Here is a 16,697-nt window from a genome sequence, read left to right on the forward strand (position 1 = left end):
TGCATAATTAACTGTTTTCATCTGGGGTGGAGCCAGTATCTCTGCCCCTTCAGCCCCCCTCACTCACTTCTTATTACATGTGTATTTACTAAAGCTGAAAAAAATACTTTTATTATTTATTCATTATTGATCGTCCTGCTGAAGCTTGATATCCAATTCGATAAGACGTTCCAGATCCTGAACGGTCTGCATCTTTATATTTCCAGCCTGCAGGTCTTTCACCCACTGAGCAAAAGATAAACCCTACATAGTTAAATTCTTCAATGCTGCGACGAAGCTTCTCATATTCAACATCGCCTGGCTGAAGGTCAACACGGGGGTTATAGGCTTCTGCATTAATCTGATTGATTGGTACGATTCTGATGTTCATATCAATTACCTCCAATGATTTATGGCAACAAAAAAAGCACCCGAAGGTGCCCGTGAGAAGTTTATTCAAGTTTCCGAATCAATTGAATGTTGTAATAATCATCACTCATTTTCTCTGTAACAAAAATAATAAGATTATCTGTTTGTTCTAGAATATATTGCTTTCTTTTGTTCTCTTTTTCTATCGTTAGTCTTAGTCTCTCGAGTTCTTCTTTATTCACTAATTCATTTCTATTTATTATACCTGTCTTTGTGGATATGGATGTTGCGGCGTAGTGATGCCATCCACTTTGATATAAGTATTCTACTGAATCGATTGGTTCATTAGTAAACTCGAAACCGACTAGAGAATCTACAATTTCTTTATCTGTAACATCATTCCGTTCAGATAAATCTAATAAAAAAGTTACATGTTTTTCGTTAATTAATCCCCGGCCCATACTTCCATCTCCTTAGTTCTACAAAATGACAAGATTAACCTAATTGTGTTGAGTTGGTTTTGATGTATCGGTGAGCTTCATATTCGTGCGTACGCTCACTCAGTGCCTGTTCTCCGTTCTTCAAATGGCTGACCACTGCAGACCATACGTTCTCATTTTGTGAAGCTTAAAAAGGCTCTTATTCCGTCATGTAAATGCAAAAGGAAAAGCCCACAATGGTTGCTTTGTTCTAATAATATTCATTAATGATCCATTTTGCGCCTTCATCTTCCTTTTTAAAGAACATAAACAACTGCATTATCGCACCATCTAAAGCATCCTTCACATCAGCACCGTGCGCCCTAGACATCCTGTAAGGGCCGGCTTGTCCAGTTCCATGATAAAGATGACTTGTATCAAAATGATACCTTCCATCTTTTCCTTCCTTCACTTTAATTTTGACCAGTTGATGGCCTATGTGGTCATGCTTGATCCACAACTCCCATTCACCTACAACTTCATAACAATCAATAACAGAATCGAATTTTTGTAAAATATCAAAATATTTAGACAAAATGATCCACTCCAGTCTAAGGATTATTACTCAACTAATCTAAATGTAAGTTTCCAATGAGGCTTTTTAAAGTTGTACAAAGAAAATTCCTTACCAATTAATTTAGCCGTTACCGAAGATATCCCAGTCGGATGGGCTCTTGGATATTCGATTAAATCAGAACTCAACAATGCTGCAACCTGTGCTTCATTTAATTCAAACTCATGATCATTCCAACTTTCAGATGACCCATCGGATTCTTGGAGATTCGTTTTCACAATAACCATTGCATTCCACCTCCTCTAACACTTACAAAACGTGCTAGGGATATTTTACCTCTTTTGGACAAAGTGGTCTACTACAGAACTGCTTAACTCCATCCCATCTGCCCCATACACAACCTTTGCATTTCTCCGGCTGCTTGTTAGGACGAATGCGTATCTTCTTCCGTCTTCTGCTGATCAATTCAATTCCTCCAATAAAAAAAGCCGATCCAGTGAAGGAACGACTTTAAATGTGATATGTATGAAGTTGGTGTTACGTCCTAAAAGCATGCGCCCGAAACGGTCGCCGCAAAAACGCTGCGCTCTTTGCTTTAAATGCATACGTACTATGTAACTTTAGAGTAAGAACACAACCATTATAAGAAATCACTAAATTCTTAGTCAAATCTTCTTTAACCATTTATTCCATATCTTTATTCGATATAATAATGTTTTCTCCATTTTATTAATTATTTTAACTTTAGACTCTTACCCAGACAATTAAACCATTCCCACATATCATGACATTAGTTTAAAAAAGGAGCTGAAAAGTATGAGCGTGTCTTCTGTAAACATGCAATTAATATTATTTATTCTCTTAGTCATAATTTTGAACAGCTTTGTAAAATCACCTCCGAAACAACTAATAAAAGTAAAACCCATTTCAAATTATACCTATGTAGAATATTCTAAATCCAATCAATTAACTTATCCACCTTATACAAATGGAACAGAACCATTTATGAATTGTCAACCAGGGCAGTGTGAGAAAGTTGTTATGGGTGGATCGCAGTGTTACAACGTTGGAGATATACATGTATCTTCTTTAGGACAGCAAATATGTACATCTACAGGATGGAAAGACTTATAACTGACAGAAAAAAAGCGAGAAGAGGAACGCCCCAGTCATATGCCGCCATTGCAGCTGTGCGTTTCATTCTCGCTCGATTTCCACAATACAAATATATCACGTCTAAAGTCCAACGAACCTCCATGATCCTGCCAAATATCAATCATTATTCAGTCATCCTTATTGGCGTATCCCCAATAATTAAGTTGACCTGTTATATCTATTTTCAACCGATTAATTCTTCTATGAATTGCAGCGAATACAATAAGGTAATTGTTTGTCATGAGGAATGGGAACCCTGTCATAAGTCCGTTTGGGCCAAACTGCAAATGGCTAGAATCATCTAAATATCCACTAATTATTGAGCTGGTACCATGTACAAACTCACTGCTCTTTTTATAAGCTACTATATATTGTTCTTCTAATGAAAAATTCATGTTCAATAATTCTTTCATTTTCCCAGTATCATCCACTTTCCTTGCCCTCTTATCTAAAGAATCATCCATTGCCCATGACCTTTTGTTTCGATTAACAAAATTTGGGTAATTTTCATCGTAGCTTTCTACTCTTTCCTTTAGTTGTTGACCATCCCAATGTCCCAAAACTTCAAATTCTGCACTATCACCTTTTTTTTGACGATGTGCAATGAATTCCTTCCACTTATTATGTATGCCGTATTTGCGAACGGCTGAGTAATCAACCCAAGCTCTTCTTTCCAAAGGAGGTCGGCCTGTTATATCTTTACACAACCACAAATAAGACAAGTCTATTAAACCTTCTAAGATTGCTCTTGAAAGGATTATGCTTGAAGAACTATTACCTGTAGTAATTAACTGAAAAACACTATTGCCCAACTGATTAATATGAGTGAGGAGTATATTGCTTATCAATTGTAACTCATCTTTTTTAAATTTCTTTTTAGAATTCACTTCTTCCATAAGGAGTTCATAGAGCGCTAATACAAGCAATAGATTTTTGCTTTGCCTAACATCAGCGTACTTATTATGATCTAATTCATCTAGTTTTTCTCGCCATCCATCTTTAAGTGGTATCAACTTTTCCATAAGAACTCCCCTCAAAAAAATACATTGTTTCCCTTAGTTTACCTTTTGTAAAAAAAATAGACCAGTTACCTGGTCTTTAAAAACACGAACTATACTTTTCAAGAATAACTGCTAATTTCAAAGCCCCAGCTAACATATTTACTGCTTCATGTTTTATTCTTCTATAAGTGCTATCACTAATCCCCATCTCACCGCAACTAATCGAACTCGCCTTCATTATCTAAATAGCTTCGTTGAATTACCTCACGTTGTACCGAAGAAAGCTTTTTCATGGCTAAACTGAGCAACCGGTCTTTCTAAATCATTCAGCTTCCTTATCCAAATTATATAGCGATCCTCTCTGTCTGTTTGCTGATCGCATTGGTGGACTGGTGTTCCCTATATACATATGCATGCGGTACTGATGCCTCGCGTCTGACGAAACCGTTCTTGACGAACGGTCTCCACATATTCCTCCACCGAATGACAAGTAACACTTTCGTCGATCGGCAGTACACTCTATCTTTTTATTGACACACTGCCTATCGTTGGAGGCATTACAAATTGAGATACACCCATCAAATATTCACCGAAGGTGAGAACATATGCGTCAGCTCTATCCGGTGACTTGAGACCGCGTTTTTTCATGTCCTTCTTGCTTTCAAGGAGTATTTTCCCCTTACTAGTCATTGACCATTTTCTTCCGGTCAATTGGGAAGTAAGTACATCATCATCAGGAAGTTTTAGGACTGCCTGCTCATTGTTCATATAATTGCTCATGTTTTGTTCCAGTAGTCCCTTGATATAGGCCCACATCTCAGTGCCCAAGTTTCCATAATGTTCATCCAAAGATGAAGACCCATTGTTAATTGGAACCACTTCATACGGAAGCCCTTCTTCTGCTATTACTTCATTCAACCGATCAGTCACACCACCACCGACTCCGGTATCATCTATCCTGATTCTCGTATGAACAACTTCTGGGTACTGTGGAAGCAATTCTCTTATCAAGTTCAACACCCAGCCAGCAGTAACCATTGTATCTTTCTTAAAATGATGATGCTGTCCGACTGTTACTGGACCTATCCCCGCGTACATAGATGTTTCATCATCACCAAAACGGGCAACGTCACAGCCGATGGTTAGGGTATCACCTACTGGATCTAAGGTTACATCTTTGGCAGCAAACTCAGCTATCTCCAGAGCGATAAAGGTCTCTGACTCACCCCGCGGAAACTCCCCTTCAACCCTTACACGCCACACGTCAGATCCCTTGCCGTATTTACGTTCAAGCATGGCTATATTCTCTTTGCTTGTCCGAGGACTGTTTAAGCAAGATACTTTATGCGTTTTGTAATCCGCACGGTCTCTATTGTGTGAGTCATAAAATACACCACTTGTTCGAGTTGGGTTCCCGCACATGAGTAGCTTATTGAATTCCCCGGAGAGAGTACCCAGGATAGCCTCCATGATCCGATCATCTACCCCTGATGCCTCGTCCACAATAAAAAGCATGTAGTCTTCATGAAAACCCTGCATATTCTCCGGCTTAGTCGCTGTCCGAGCTGTCGCAAACCATCGCTCCTCGTAATTCCTCATATAAATCTTCGTTTTTGTCCATTTAAGAATTCGCTTGAGCACCGGACTTTTCTCCTGCCACTTGTTTATCTCCGCCCAAAGGATATCATGTAGCTGCTGGCGTGTCGGAGCAGTGCAAATAACCTTCGGATACGGGAAACATGTCAGGAACCAAAGAGCAATTGCCGCTTCCAACCCTGTCTTTCCCACACCCTGACCGGATCGAACAGATACACGAGGATCTACAGCTACATCCATCATAACTTCTGCTTGCCATTCGTCCGGCGTGAATTTAAGCATCTCTACACAAAAAAGAACCGGGTTCTTCCGGTACTCAGGAATGCGTTTTTTGAATGCAACAAAACGGCGTTTCGTTTGTGGAGACTCTTTACTCACCAGACTCCACCGCCTTTACCCAATCCTCGATTAGATCATCTTCAGTATCTCCATCACCATTCTTAAGTCTCTCGATCTCAAGGCGGGTTTTATCAACTTTGGACTGCATCTGATCCAGTTTCAATCGGCGTTCGTCATCCTCATGAGATATTGCCATGAACTGTTTTATCGCCCCTCTGATCTCCCGCATGACTACCGCTTCGGATTTGATGTAATTGGCGTATTTATCCCCTGCGAATTGAATTTCCCATTCATACTCATCACCATACTCACCAGGTCTCTCTCGTTTCAGTTCTTTTGTCATGTCATCCTTGTCATTAACAAAGAAAATACGCTGCGCCCAAATAATTCGCTGGAACCCCTTCGTAATGTCATACCAAATAATATCTACAGGGTCCATTTGTTGCGCCAAATCAAGAATTTCAAGATATTCTGGATCTTGCGGTTCAAACTTGCGAAACAAACCATGGGTTACAGCCTTTTGATTTCCTGGAGGTCCGCCTTTTCCGCCACGATTCCCTCTTGCATTCTGATTGCCTCGAGGAGCACCAGGCTTAGCATTCGCCATCTTTCCTTCCCATTGATCAAGCGACTTCCATACTCGAACTGATTCAGGTGTAATGCCCAACTTTTCCGCAATCTCTTTCGGCTTCATCGCCCCGCCACTATCTTTCCAGATTTTGTACGCTTTCTTCCGATTCGGATTCTGTTTCCTGCTCACAAAATTATCACTACTTTCATGTAATTGAGTTGGAATTCCTATTTAAGGTCAGTAATAGTCAAACGTTACGAATCAAAATAAGCCTCCGTCTGAATCGCAGGCTGTTGGTCTGTACTCATATCCACTAAATAATGTAAGTTGACTGAAACATAAAGGTAATTCTGTTTCACTCATTTAGGGCATAAAAAAACGTGTTTCTTCATCTAATGTCCTCACCTCGCTTAAATGAGTGCACTAAACGGTGATTTATGTTTCACTCATATCACCTTAATTTCAGAATTGCTCTGTCCATCATGTCCTGAGTTAACCCAATATAGTCTAAAGTCTCTCTTGGATCGATGTGTCCGAACATCTCCATTAGTAACGCTAAATTCTCTGGATCGTCCATATAAAGGCGGTATGCCCAAGTCTTCCGCAGCGAGTGAACACCGATGTCTTTCAATCTGAATTCACGAGCTGCTTCACTCAGAAAACGATATGCAGTGGTTCGATCAATCGGCTGTTTCCGCATTCGACTTACCGTTTTAACTTGGCGACTTGGAAATAGACAATCATTCGGGAACATGTCCGCAGTGTACTCATCGAGATCTGACCGAATACTCGGATGAATTATAAATGTTTTAGCATGCTTGTTCTTTTGCTCAACCATGCTTATGTGAGTTCCTTTGGTTTGCCAAACCCTAAGACTAAGCAAGTCAGAAACACGGAGTCCGCTGTAAATCCCCATACAAAAAAATAAGTAATTCCGCATGCTTCGTATATAGAAGTATTCCTTCATTCCATCTATAACACGTTCGTCGCGAATTGGTTGTACCTTTCTCATTTAATCACCTTCTTCGACTCTTCTGATCCTTTCCAGCACCGCGGCATAATGCATAATTGATTTACCCCTGTCCAAGTTCCCCATCCACACCCACGACATGGTTCCGGCTGCTTGTCCGATACCCTGGGAATAGCCGGTTCATTTCTGCTGAAATAGTTACCCTCCATACTCTTCCCTCCAATACAAAAAGGCCGCTCATATGAGCGACCTTCGTATTTACGTTTTTATTTAAATTCAACTTATCATTTTAACAATGTGGATTCACTACAGATTTTCAAAAAGATTAACAAAGTTGGGTTAGTCGAACCAACCAGTAATTTTTTCATCAATATTGTTATAAGATAGTTGGGCCAGACGTAGCAATCTAGATAAATTAACGGCGAAATCCAGCCCATCAACTCCTTCGTCTGATTCAAAATATGTCACCTTATCTTCATACTCATTATCTGAGAAAGTAATAAAGTAAAAATCTTCAGGAAAAGAAGTATCAGCATCAATATATCTGTTAACTACGACTCGACCAATGATGACGATATTAATAGTGTCTTTTTTTTGGTTATAATACGCCTCAGCCACAAATCCATCTGATAACGTTCTGTCAATTACATGGCGTAAATTTCTTTTCTCAACTTTAGTCCATTCCATACCATTTTTTTTAGTTATTTTAATGGCTTCTTTGACAAAATCATTTTTGTTCATTTAGTAATCCTCCTAATTTCTTTCTCTCTCTCATCGGATTCGAAGTCAAGTAATTCTGTAAGTAGAATTAATTCATAAATTATATCTTTAAAAGGACTTAATTCTGCATTATAATCTTTATTCGTGGATTTTAACAAGTTAATTAGTTTCCCATTTGCTTCTTTCGCTTCTTTTGAGAGTATACCTTTGAACATAGAGATTTTCACCAATATTCTTCTAAGTTCATGCTTATTAAAGGTGTTGTCTTCTATCATACCTTCACTAATAGATATGAGATCTCGGATGATAATTGGTTTAGATGAAATAAACTTTTTATGGATATGATCGTTTATTAACTCTTTTCTGATTTTTCTCACTGAGGAACTTACGTACCAAGTGAAAATAAGTCCGAAAATTCCAGCAAGTGTACCAAGAGATGATATCCAAAATCCGTAAAATGTATATTGATCCGCTGTCATAGGCAACCACCATTTTTTTAGATTAATTATATACAAAATCATATTATAATTTCAAAGAAAATATTGTCTTGAGATAGCAAATCTAAAATCTTGATATTAGCGCCACCTCTCCTTCTAACTTTTTTAATTTTCCGTAACTAATAATAACAAGATCCAAAGTTCCATTAAATTTAAGACTGTTAGCAATGTTAGCTATTGCCCTGCGCCTTTTATCTGCAAATGTAGTAGCTGCAATTCCGGGAACGTCCTTACGATATCCTTTTTCCATGTATTCTTGAGCTTTTAAGTACTTTTTACCTTCCAGAAAAAGCAGTCTTGCTGCAACACCTTCGTGCGGATCTTTCAAATTATTTATGGCAAATCGAACGTTGTTAGATATGAATACGTACAACTTGTAGTTATCATGCCGCTTGTCCTTCATGATGACCGAATTTGCTGTGACATCCGCAGTCAGTTCATGTCCTGATTCTCGTTTCGAAATCGACCCTTCAGCCGATAACAGTTCGTACGCAGACATTCCGTTTTCAATCTGTTTGAGCGCGAATTCATAGTTTTGTATAATGTCCATCATATCTACATATTTTCCGAGTAACCATTTGGTTTTGCGGATATCCACTTCATCCACGTCAGAGAAGAAGTTTAATTGAACTATTTCCTGGGTATCTGTGGAGTCTCCTACAAATTTAGAGCTTGATGTTAATGACTGATAATTTTTCATAGACTCACATCCTTTTCAAGAGAATATTGACATATAATAAGATTTTCATTAGTCTTACAACAATCTATCTATTTATAAGTGATATTATGTGGTGTCAGCTAATTTAAGAGAGAAAAATTACTATTCATTAGAAATCTACTGGGGGAAAAAACTATGTGTTCATTAACTTTTGACACCTTACTTACAGAGGAAAGATTCAAGAGAGTGGTAACACATTTAAAAAAATACCAGATTAATTTTTTCTTTGACGATGGTGATGGTATTGATAACGCTGAAATCGATTTGGAGAATTTAAACGAATCTATCTCATCACAAATTAGCGCAGATTTGCTCGTCACAAACGAAATAAGAATAGGAGTCGAAATTCCCCGTGGTGATGAGTACGAACTATTATCATTAAAAAGACTTGATGAAGACATTCAATATGCTGAACAAGGAAAGATACATAACTATGAAATTTTGGTTTCTCCTAATTTGATTCTTGTGCATGTTGATTATCAAAGACCTAGATTTGAAGAGTTGGACACTGTTGAGTACACACTCGAACAAATGTGGAAAAACAAAAAAATATCCATTACTTTAGAAGAAGGTTTTACAAGCTTTGGTATGAGATTAATTATGGATAGATTGTATGATAAATATACTCCCCCTGTTTTTGATGAGGACTTGTTTATAAAAATCTATTCCGAAAATTCAATTGACTTATCAGATGCAGAAGAAGTTATTCAGGCATTCATCTTTGAATGTGGAACATCTTTAAACCTAAATTTAACTCCCGCACCCCGACCGACTTCTTATGATTTCTTCTATATTGATGAAGAAGATGACAAGCAAGAAAAAAATAAAATAAGGCTTAGATCACTAATCCAGGGAAAGGGGATATCTGAAGTTTTAAAAATTTATAATTCAGGAAACGACATTCACAATTCTGAATTTTTAATACTGACATACACAAAAGTTATTGAATATATCTCACAAACAGTACTAAGAAAAGAGATGCTTGATTCAATAACAAAAAAGCTATATAGTCCTAGAGCTCTAAATCCTGATTCCTCATTTATCTTGGAACTGGAAAAACTGTACGATGAACATAGGAATTTTTCAAAGGATCATCATGCGATCAAGTTAACAGTTCAAACTTGCTGTGACATATCAGATATTGCATCAATTGCGCCAAAATTTCTAAAAAAGTTAAGCCTTGAAACTCTAGCAAGTGCGATATCCGACACAAGAAATATGATAGCCCACGCTAAAACTAATTACAGGTATAAAGGACATGAGTGTCCAGTTGATGAGATGGAGCAATTTGCACAATGTCTAAAAGTTGTTGCAAATCAGACTGTTCGCTGGTTTGCACGACAACACGAAGATAGCAGAATCGTGTAAAGTTATTACAGTTAGAAAAAGCAAGTTGCAAAATAAAGTACAGAGTATACTTATATTTGGTTTGAATATTTTTTTCCGAGCACCCCAACTAGATGTTGCTTTTCTCGTAACTTTACAACAGATACTCCTTGGATATTCCCTTATTGTCTCTTCTTATACAGGGTGTAAGTTACACCCTGTATAGACTTATCCTCAAGTGCACATTCTTATGATGAAATGTGTGTACATTAATGATTAAGGTGGAATTTTTTCATTGCTCGCATGTTACTGCTCATGATTATTCTTTCCCTCCCCTTAATCCATTTGGAGATATGCCAGCATCGAGTATCTCCCCTTCGTTCCATCTCCGCCACAAACACCGTCACAGCCTTAGCATTCACGTCTCCTGTCCCATTGCTGACCGTCAGCATATAGCCGTCACCGATCCAACGCCGCTTCGCTCTGAAATACATCCCTGCGTTCCTGATGGCTTCCAAAGCCTTCATTTCACGCGCTCTTAGCAACGTCAGAAACACTTTATCCAGATTAGCTGTTCCACAGTCCTACATGCCTTCTGTCGGAGCTTGTAATGCCTTGTGTGTGGATTTCAGGTCTTCCGTGAGTTTCTTATAGTCCATGTATATCCCTCCTTGGTTAGAGGCCGTATCCTCCAAGATCAAAAGTGCATTAATATTTCAACTTCAGTCCCTGACCGCAACACGATCTTAAATCCTGAAAGGTTGTCGTTTGCAAATCTTGAATGTGGTATCTGGTACCCCTCTTTTTCAAGGCAGGCAACCAACATTTCTCGAATTTCTTCAACATTCTCTTTATCCGCTTGATTCATGTGTTATCTCTCCTTTGGTGGGCCTAAACCCAGATATGTTTTACCGATACAAGTCGATGTTGTCCAATCCGGTCCAATACACTTCGCCCATACTGTCACTCACACGAACGTCAACCTCGCCGTTTTCCGCTTGCTTGGCGCCAATAACCGTCACCTCTACAGTTCGTGTTCCTTCCTGCCCGATCAATTCTTTTACCTGTTCTGCTGTCATTTTCTTATTCATTCGAAATCTCTCCTCTAAATTTGGTTTAGTGTGTGGTGGGAAGGGAGGGTATTCCCTTCCTCTGTTAAAAAAAGTGCCTACACCCCGATATATTCCTTTGCTTGTTTGCCCAAAAACTCTGTATACGCTGGAGGTATGGCCTCCGCCAATTCATTGCGAGACATCCAATCTATGCCTCCCATCGCAAAGCCCCAATAAAGTCTGATCTGCTTTGCGTTAAGCCCTCTAACCCCTCCACTTCCGCAGATGGAGATACTGCCGTCCTCACCAATTCCGTTTCCAGCAGACGGTGTTTTCATCTTTTCTCGCGGCACATCCGGCTCAACGAGAGGTATATTGCTCTCAAACCAACGTTCGCGCTGGGTGTAGAGATTCTTAAACTGAGACCCGAACAGTTTTACTGGGTTCTCCAGCGGAGAACCTGCTACATTCTCAATGATGTACGGCTTGCCCGTTTCCTCCAACAATCTACGTGTTTCTGGGATCAGGTCCAAGTGATCGCCATATTTCCCGCCGTTACGAGCTACTGATAGACTCTTAGCTTTGCTATGCGCCTGACATGGTGGTGATGCCGTTAAGACATCGAACTGGCTGATAAAATCTTTGTTTTTGAGAATTTCCAACGCATCTGCCTGTATAAACTCGTATGGGTAGTTTGGTTGAGGCTTGATATCCACTCCGACTACCTCAAATCCCGCTTTAGCATATCCAGCAGAGCATCCGCCAGCTTTACAAAATAGGTCTAATAATTTCGGTTTCATATGATTGCTCCTTTAAATTTGGTGTGGTAATTCTTCCTCTGTTAAAAAAGTGTTAATTGCATCTCATTGATTCGCCGTTGTCCGCCTGCAGCATATTCCGGTTCCTTCTCGATCACGATGTAATTCCGTCCGGTCCGTGCTGCAGCTACTGCTGTTGTGCAGCTCCCACCGCAGTTATCAAGCACCGTTTCACCGAGAGCGGTATAAGTCTTAATCAGGTATTCGCATAGCTCCACCGGCTTCTGGTTCGGGTGTATGCGCTCCGGGTCATCGTTGTTCACGACCGGATAATACAGCACGCTGCGTGGGTACCGCTCGGTTGATCCAGCTTCATTTGACCATGGCGTTCCATCTCCGTACACGGATGATTTATGGTTGCTGGTCGCTGCGTTCATTGGCTTGTGACCCTGTGACATCTGCGGATAGTAGATTGGTGGACGTTTGTAAAAGACCAATATGTTCTCGTGAGCCTGCAGCGGCATCAGCGATCTATTTAAATGTCCGGTTGCCTTGTTCTTCTCCCAGATCCATTCATATTTGAAAAGTTTCATGTTGCTTGCCGCCAGTGCCTTATCAAACGGAGCCTTGGCGAACAGGACGATTGCTCCATTGTCTTTGATCATCCGTTCGTATTCAGACCAAAGCTTTTCAAACGGGAGTACAGAGTCCCATGGGCTTTGTGTGGTCCCATAAGGCAGATCACAGAAGATCATGTCTATGCTGACGTCCGGTATATCCGGGAAGACATCGAAGCAGTCCGCGTTGATGATCTGGTTGATCATGTTTGTCTTGTCTCCCTTCCTCTGTTAAAAAATCAATGTTGGCTGTACCACGGCTGTACGCCTCTCGGCTATCTCAACGTTATGTGGTCCCATTTCAATGATCGTGCATTCCCGGTTATTCTCATGGGCTACCTTCAGCGTTGTACCAGAGCCTCCGAACGGATCAAGTACACGTCCGCCAACTGGAGCACCTGCCAGTATGCAAGGTTCGATTAGCTTTTCGGGGAATGTGGCGTAATGAGCTTCTGGAAATGCTTGTGTGGCCACTGTCCAAACGCTACGCTTATTTCGCATGCCGCTGTATTCCACATCTTCACGATCAGGTCGATGCTGTTGCGGTTGTCCTGGTGGTGGAGACTCGTTGACAGCTCGAGCGAATGAGTTCTTTTTGTTTCTTCCAGTCCGATGAATCGCACCGTGAGATCCCGGTTCAGTATCCCACCCTGATGGCACCCTAAAATTCCCCTTATTTTTTCGTTTGCCACCATCTTGATTGTCAAACGTTTCGTTCCCTGTGTAGCTACCACCGCTGAATCCGTTTGCCCATTCGTCCTGGACTCCAGGTTCCTTAATAACCTCTTTGTCGTAGTAATAGCGCTCCGATTTACTTAAAAGGAACATGTATTCATGGGCTTTTGTCGGCCGATCCCCAACACTCTCCGGCATTGGGTTAGGTTTTGCCCAGATGTTGTCCATTCTCAGGTACCAGCCGTCCGCCTGCAGAGCGAAGGCTACCCGCCATGGTATTCCAATAAGATCCTTCGGTTTCAAATCAGCTGGCAGCTGCCGGGCAGGACGATTTCTGTCTGAATCTCCCTGCTTGTTGGAAAGATACTGTTTACCATGCCAGCGCTCATTAAGACCTTCATCCCGTTTAATGCCTGAACTGGCATAACTGTCACCAAAATTCATCCAAAGCGTTCCGTCTTGCCGCAGAACCCGCCAAACTTCCCGAAACACAAGCACCGTATGAGCAACAAACATTTCCGGCGTAGGCTCCAGACCCAGGCATCCGGTCCACTCAGGTACTGTGATCTGCGGAAGTCCTGGCATCGGCGTGTATGTCGTCTCCGGCCAATATGACTGCGCCAAGCCGTAATCACGCAGGCCCCAGTATGGCGGAGAGGTTACGCATGTGTGGTATGACTCTGCCTCGAGATCCGGCATAACGTCGATGCAGTTTCCCGTGATGATCATTTCTTATCTCCCTTCTACATGCTGAATGCCATCTGCCCAGTTTCCTGCTCTGCGTAACGCTCCAGAGTAAGGTTGTTCCCCGACCCTGTGCATAGTTCCGGCAGATTAGCCCGGACCAAAGCTTGAGCAAATGGTGGAGGTACCGCATTTCCACACCGGGCTACTTGGGCGCTCTTGGAATATTTCTGACCGTTCGCATCGACTGCAATCGTGTAGTTGCTCGGGAATCCTTGTGCCGCAAACAGTTCGTGTGGTTCCAGCATCCGCATTCCAATGTCGATAATTTGGTAATCCACGCCTTGGATAGTCACAAGCCCAAACCGATCCTTGGTTGTAATAGTGTGCAATGGCTGGTCTACGGTCTGTCCGTTATCTACGCTACCGTAATATTTCATGAGGAACGCCCGGACCTCTCCAAAGTGCAATCCGCCTGCTGTAATTGTTTGAAGCGGATCTGTAACCGGCTGACCCGTGTTGGTCCCACGCATCTTGACCAGGTGACTGGTGACGATGGCGCTTTTCCCACCACCTCCTGCTGTAACTGTTCCGATTGGTTTTTCAACCGAGCTTCCTATTGATTCTCCAAAATGACGGGCAATGTGTGCAGTCACTAAGGCGTTATGATCAACGGTGGTGACGGTATGGAGGAGGTCATCCAAGCTCACTCCTGCCCCGGTGTAATTTCCTCCGTAATGCTTAGCCAAGAATGCATTTAATAACATGTGCTGATTACCTGTTGTCACCGTCCTAAGCGGTTCGTCTGGATAGCTACCGGGGTGACCTGTTGTATTGACCCCAAGAACCGGAGTCACAAGCAAATGTTCTGCCTTGGTTGTAATGGTCGTCAGCGGGTCCGTAGCCTTGTATTGCAACCGATCTCCGGCATACCCTGTCTGTCCGATGCGTGCGATGTATGGCGTTACCAGTCCCCATCCGTTCTTGGCTGTGATCGTTTTAAGTGGGTCATTCACAGAGTCGCAATAATGATGGTTACTGCCTGAAAAATTGACACGCATTACGAATGGCTCAGGGTTATCGATTACAAACTTCTGCATACCTCTCGCTATCCGGCGCATCGTGTTCTCTGCCAGTGGCTTTTTCCGTACGAAAATACTCGGGCAGGGGATGGACCAGTCAATGATTTCGGCTGCCGTTCTCCACGGAAGTCGCTTTCCTGTCTTAACATCCGGGCTGTCCGGTGCTCCGTGTGTCGGCTCAGGCCAGACAATAGGGAGTCCATCCCGCCGCGCTACCATAAACAGCCGTTTGCGGATCGTAGGCGCTCCGTAATCACACGCCCGTAACTCTCTCCATTCAACCTTGTATCCCTGTCGCCGGAGGGCATTCACAAATGTTCGGAACGTTCGGCCCTTCTGGTCCTTGTCGGGATATCCGTCAGCAGTTAAAGGACCCCATGTCGTGAATTCCTCCACATTTTCCAGCATGATCACTCGCGGCTTAACTGTAGCTGCCCACCGAACAGCGACCCACGCCAAACCGCGGATCTCTTTTGCAACCGGCTTGCCCCCTTTAGCCTTGGAGAAGTGTTTGCAATCCGGGCTGAACCACGCCAGCCCCACCGGACGACCGTTGACTGCTTCAACCGGATTCACTTCCCAAACCGACTCGCAATAATGTTGTGTATCTGGGTGATTCGCTTCGTGCATTGCAATAGCTGCTGGGTCGTGATTGATTGCTATATCTACGCTGCGGCCTGTTGCCAGCTCTATTCCCGTACTCGCTCCGCCACCGCCTGCGAAATTATCAACGATGATTTCTTTCATATGCTATATCCCCTCCCTATCCCCCTGAAACTCTTAAATTTACGTTGTTAGGAGAACTAAATGTATCTTAATCATCGAAGTGACCATATCCAAACGGCAATTGATGCTTCTCATCATCTCTTACAATATCGTTAATTAAAGTCTCGAAAATTGCGATTTGTTTATCATCCATCATTTCAATAAGCCGGACCTCTTTTGCTTTCAATGAACGTCCTGCCGCAGAAGAAATTAGTTCTTTAACCGGGTTCAAAGATTGCTGACGGTTCTGTTTCTCCTGATCCACTTTCTGCTGCGCCTCTTGCTTCCGATTGTATTCATCCCAATCCTGTTCATCGAACCAGAATCGATCCCCATACTTATCGCGGAAGGCAGATATCCAAAACTGGAGTAATTCCTCATTCGTTTGTATCCGATCATGACAGGGCCAGCAAAGCCGAAGACCGTTTGTCTTAACTCCGCGTCCCTTTCCTGCCTCGCGGATAGACATGGTGAGTTGTCGTTGCTTCTGCTATCTTGCAGCATTCACAAATCCCGTTTGATTCTTCATTAAGCTGAGCTATGACTTCTTTCGGGAAATCGCCGCGCTCCTTCGAACCTGGTCTGGATTGGTGATGGGCTAAAATGTCCTTCTTCCATTCAGGCACAGGCTTTTTGTCTTTCTTACTCCGCCCGAAGCTGCTCACTTTCTTTTCTTTTAGTTTTTTCTCCGGTTTCCAGAATGTCTGATGGGCCATTTCTTCATCATCTTTCCTTCGTTTCTCCTGTGCTTATGCTTATATTTTGAACCTAATTCACTACGATTCCACTACGGATTTTATAGGTTCTAACAGACCAACTTGCTCTAAAAC

Annotated in this window: 22 protein-coding genes; 2 read left to right on the plus strand and 20 right to left on the minus strand. The window is 41.9% G+C overall.

The window, feature by feature from the left end:
- Positions 1 to 112 precede the first annotated feature (112 nt).
- The 4 genes from MKY01_RS18420 to MKY01_RS18435 form a co-directional block, all read right to left on the minus strand.
- A complete protein-coding gene (locus tag MKY01_RS18420; RefSeq protein ID WP_339282992.1) occupies positions 113 to 370 on the minus strand; it encodes a hypothetical protein in 258 nt (85 codons plus the stop codon).
- Positions 371 to 431: 61 nt separating this feature from the next.
- Positions 432 to 809 (minus strand): hypothetical protein, encoded by a 378-nt coding sequence (locus tag MKY01_RS18425; RefSeq protein ID WP_339282994.1) that lies wholly within the window; start codon positions 807 to 809, stop codon positions 432 to 434.
- Positions 810 to 1,038: 229 nt separating this feature from the next.
- Positions 1,039 to 1,362 (minus strand): hypothetical protein, encoded by a 324-nt coding sequence (locus MKY01_RS18430; RefSeq protein ID WP_339282996.1) that lies wholly within the window; start codon positions 1,360 to 1,362, stop codon positions 1,039 to 1,041.
- A gap of 26 nt (positions 1,363 to 1,388) precedes the next feature.
- Positions 1,389 to 1,628, minus strand: a complete 240-nt coding sequence (locus tag MKY01_RS18435; RefSeq protein WP_339282997.1) for a hypothetical protein — start codon at positions 1,626 to 1,628, stop codon at positions 1,389 to 1,391.
- A 529-nt stretch (positions 1,629 to 2,157) separates the two neighbouring features.
- Here MKY01_RS18435 and MKY01_RS18440 point away from each other — a divergent pair.
- Positions 2,158 to 2,475: a hypothetical protein gene (locus MKY01_RS18440; RefSeq protein ID WP_339282999.1), complete on the plus strand. Its 318-nt coding sequence runs from the start codon at positions 2,158 to 2,160 to the stop codon at positions 2,473 to 2,475.
- Between the two features lie 149 nt (positions 2,476 to 2,624).
- On the opposite strand, the gene MKY01_RS18445 is transcribed toward MKY01_RS18440, so the two are convergent.
- The 7 genes from MKY01_RS18445 to MKY01_RS18475 all read right to left on the minus strand — a co-directional run bounded on the left by MKY01_RS18445 (position 2,625) and on the right by MKY01_RS18475 (position 8,890).
- Positions 2,625 to 3,518 carry a DUF5677 domain-containing protein gene (locus MKY01_RS18445; protein WP_339283000.1) on the minus strand — a complete coding sequence of 298 codons (894 nt, stop codon included), beginning with the start codon at positions 3,516 to 3,518 and terminating at the stop codon, positions 2,625 to 2,627.
- 498 nt (positions 3,519 to 4,016) lie between these two features.
- Entirely contained in the window at positions 4,017 to 5,474 is a 1,458-nt protein-coding gene (locus MKY01_RS18450) for a DEAD/DEAH box helicase family protein (protein WP_339287211.1), read from the minus strand.
- Positions 5,464 to 6,192 (minus strand): phage terminase small subunit, encoded by a 729-nt coding sequence (gene terS, locus MKY01_RS18455; protein ID WP_339283001.1) that lies wholly within the window; start codon positions 6,190 to 6,192, stop codon positions 5,464 to 5,466. Before terS ends, MKY01_RS18450 begins: the two co-directional genes overlap by 11 nt.
- Positions 6,193 to 6,454: 262 nt before the next feature.
- Positions 6,455 to 7,015 carry a tyrosine-type recombinase/integrase gene (locus MKY01_RS18460; protein ID WP_339283002.1) on the minus strand — a complete coding sequence of 187 codons (561 nt, stop codon included), beginning with the start codon at positions 7,013 to 7,015 and terminating at the stop codon, positions 6,455 to 6,457.
- Between the two features lie 297 nt (positions 7,016 to 7,312).
- Entirely contained in the window at positions 7,313 to 7,714 is a 402-nt protein-coding gene (locus tag MKY01_RS18465) for a hypothetical protein (RefSeq protein WP_339283003.1), read from the minus strand.
- On the minus strand, positions 7,711 to 8,172 hold the full coding sequence (locus MKY01_RS18470; protein ID WP_339283005.1) for a hypothetical protein: 462 nt from the start codon (positions 8,170 to 8,172) through the stop codon (positions 7,711 to 7,713). Before MKY01_RS18470 ends, MKY01_RS18465 begins: the two co-directional genes overlap by 4 nt.
- Positions 8,173 to 8,254: 82 nt before the next feature.
- Positions 8,255 to 8,890: a hypothetical protein gene (locus MKY01_RS18475; protein WP_339283006.1), complete on the minus strand. Its 636-nt coding sequence runs from the start codon at positions 8,888 to 8,890 to the stop codon at positions 8,255 to 8,257.
- Between the two features lie 153 nt (positions 8,891 to 9,043).
- Here MKY01_RS18475 and MKY01_RS18480 point away from each other — a divergent pair, with 153 nt between their 5' ends.
- Positions 9,044 to 10,276, plus strand: a complete 1,233-nt coding sequence (locus tag MKY01_RS18480; RefSeq protein ID WP_339283007.1) for a hypothetical protein — start codon at positions 9,044 to 9,046, stop codon at positions 10,274 to 10,276.
- A gap of 227 nt (positions 10,277 to 10,503) precedes the next feature.
- Here the strand turns inward: MKY01_RS18480 and MKY01_RS18485 are convergent, their stop codons facing one another.
- The 9 genes from MKY01_RS18485 to MKY01_RS18525 form a co-directional block, all read right to left on the minus strand.
- Positions 10,504 to 10,761, minus strand: coding sequence for a hypothetical protein (locus MKY01_RS18485; RefSeq protein WP_339283008.1), 258 nt, complete (start codon positions 10,759 to 10,761; stop codon positions 10,504 to 10,506).
- A gap of 170 nt (positions 10,762 to 10,931) precedes the next feature.
- Positions 10,932 to 11,102, minus strand: coding sequence for a hypothetical protein (locus MKY01_RS18490; protein WP_339283010.1), 171 nt, complete (start codon positions 11,100 to 11,102; stop codon positions 10,932 to 10,934).
- Between the two features lie 40 nt (positions 11,103 to 11,142).
- Positions 11,143 to 11,325, minus strand: a complete 183-nt coding sequence (locus MKY01_RS18495; RefSeq protein ID WP_339283012.1) for a hypothetical protein — start codon at positions 11,323 to 11,325, stop codon at positions 11,143 to 11,145.
- Between the two features lie 77 nt (positions 11,326 to 11,402).
- Positions 11,403 to 12,086: a DNA cytosine methyltransferase gene (locus tag MKY01_RS18500; protein ID WP_339283014.1), complete on the minus strand. Its 684-nt coding sequence runs from the start codon at positions 12,084 to 12,086 to the stop codon at positions 11,403 to 11,405.
- Positions 12,087 to 12,127: 41 nt separating this feature from the next.
- Positions 12,128 to 12,868 (minus strand): site-specific DNA-methyltransferase, encoded by a 741-nt coding sequence (locus MKY01_RS18505; RefSeq protein WP_339283016.1) that lies wholly within the window; start codon positions 12,866 to 12,868, stop codon positions 12,128 to 12,130.
- A 24-nt stretch (positions 12,869 to 12,892) separates the two neighbouring features.
- Complete coding sequence (locus MKY01_RS18510; protein WP_339283017.1) at positions 12,893 to 14,065, minus strand: site-specific DNA-methyltransferase; 1,173 nt, start codon at positions 14,063 to 14,065, stop codon at positions 12,893 to 12,895.
- Positions 14,066 to 14,079: 14 nt separating this feature from the next.
- Complete coding sequence (locus MKY01_RS18515; protein WP_339283019.1) at positions 14,080 to 15,849, minus strand: DNA cytosine methyltransferase; 1,770 nt, start codon at positions 15,847 to 15,849, stop codon at positions 14,080 to 14,082.
- 67 nt (positions 15,850 to 15,916) lie between these two features.
- The gene (locus MKY01_RS18520; protein ID WP_339283021.1) at positions 15,917 to 16,336 is read right to left on the minus strand and encodes a hypothetical protein; all 420 of its coding nucleotides are present in this window, start codon (positions 16,334 to 16,336) and stop codon (positions 15,917 to 15,919) included.
- Positions 16,299 to 16,583, minus strand: a complete 285-nt coding sequence (locus tag MKY01_RS18525) for a hypothetical protein (RefSeq protein WP_339283022.1) — start codon at positions 16,581 to 16,583, stop codon at positions 16,299 to 16,301. The genes MKY01_RS18520 and MKY01_RS18525 overlap by 38 nt, the downstream gene beginning before the upstream one ends.
- Positions 16,584 to 16,697: the final 114 nt, after the last annotated feature.

The sequence above is a fragment of the Paenibacillus sp. FSL R5-0486 genome, from assembly GCF_037975155.1.
In the GTDB taxonomy this organism is placed as follows: domain Bacteria; phylum Bacillota; class Bacilli; order Paenibacillales; family Paenibacillaceae; genus Paenibacillus; species Paenibacillus amylolyticus.

Bases quoted from the DNA above. Each gene is read 5' to 3' on its own strand.
- MKY01_RS18420 (WP_339282992.1), bottom strand. From the start codon at position 370: ATGAACATCAGAATCGTACCAATCAATCAGATTAATGCAGAAGCCTAT.
- MKY01_RS18425 (WP_339282994.1), bottom strand. From the start codon at position 809: ATGGGCCGGGGATTAATTAACGAAAAACATGTAACTTTTTTATTAGAT.
- MKY01_RS18435 (WP_339282997.1), bottom strand. From the start codon at position 1,628: ATGGTTATTGTGAAAACGAATCTCCAAGAATCCGATGGGTCATCTGAA.
- MKY01_RS18440 (WP_339282999.1), top strand. From the start codon at position 2,158: ATGAGCGTGTCTTCTGTAAACATGCAATTAATATTATTTATTCTCTTA.
- MKY01_RS18445 (WP_339283000.1), bottom strand. From the start codon at position 3,518: ATGGAAAAGTTGATACCACTTAAAGATGGATGGCGAGAAAAACTAGAT.
- MKY01_RS18460 (WP_339283002.1), bottom strand. From the start codon at position 7,015: ATGAGAAAGGTACAACCAATTCGCGACGAACGTGTTATAGATGGAATG.
- MKY01_RS18465 (WP_339283003.1), bottom strand. From the start codon at position 7,714: ATGAACAAAAATGATTTTGTCAAAGAAGCCATTAAAATAACTAAAAAA.
- MKY01_RS18470 (WP_339283005.1), bottom strand. From the start codon at position 8,172: ATGACAGCGGATCAATATACATTTTACGGATTTTGGATATCATCTCTT.
- MKY01_RS18475 (WP_339283006.1), bottom strand. From the start codon at position 8,890: ATGAAAAATTATCAGTCATTAACATCAAGCTCTAAATTTGTAGGAGAC.
- MKY01_RS18480 (WP_339283007.1), top strand. From the start codon at position 9,044: ATGTGTTCATTAACTTTTGACACCTTACTTACAGAGGAAAGATTCAAG.
- MKY01_RS18485 (WP_339283008.1), bottom strand. From the start codon at position 10,761: ATGAAGGCTTTGGAAGCCATCAGGAACGCAGGGATGTATTTCAGAGCG.
- MKY01_RS18490 (WP_339283010.1), bottom strand. From the start codon at position 11,102: ATGAATCAAGCGGATAAAGAGAATGTTGAAGAAATTCGAGAAATGTTG.
- MKY01_RS18495 (WP_339283012.1), bottom strand. From the start codon at position 11,325: ATGAATAAGAAAATGACAGCAGAACAGGTAAAAGAATTGATCGGGCAG.
- MKY01_RS18500 (WP_339283014.1), bottom strand. From the start codon at position 12,086: ATGAAACCGAAATTATTAGACCTATTTTGTAAAGCTGGCGGATGCTCT.
- MKY01_RS18505 (WP_339283016.1), bottom strand. From the start codon at position 12,868: ATGATCAACCAGATCATCAACGCGGACTGCTTCGATGTCTTCCCGGAT.
- MKY01_RS18510 (WP_339283017.1), bottom strand. From the start codon at position 14,065: ATGATCATCACGGGAAACTGCATCGACGTTATGCCGGATCTCGAGGCA.
- MKY01_RS18515 (WP_339283019.1), bottom strand. From the start codon at position 15,849: ATGAAAGAAATCATCGTTGATAATTTCGCAGGCGGTGGCGGAGCGAGT.
- MKY01_RS18520 (WP_339283021.1), bottom strand. From the start codon at position 16,336: ATGTCTATCCGCGAGGCAGGAAAGGGACGCGGAGTTAAGACAAACGGT.
- MKY01_RS18525 (WP_339283022.1), bottom strand. From the start codon at position 16,583: ATGGCCCATCAGACATTCTGGAAACCGGAGAAAAAACTAAAAGAAAAG.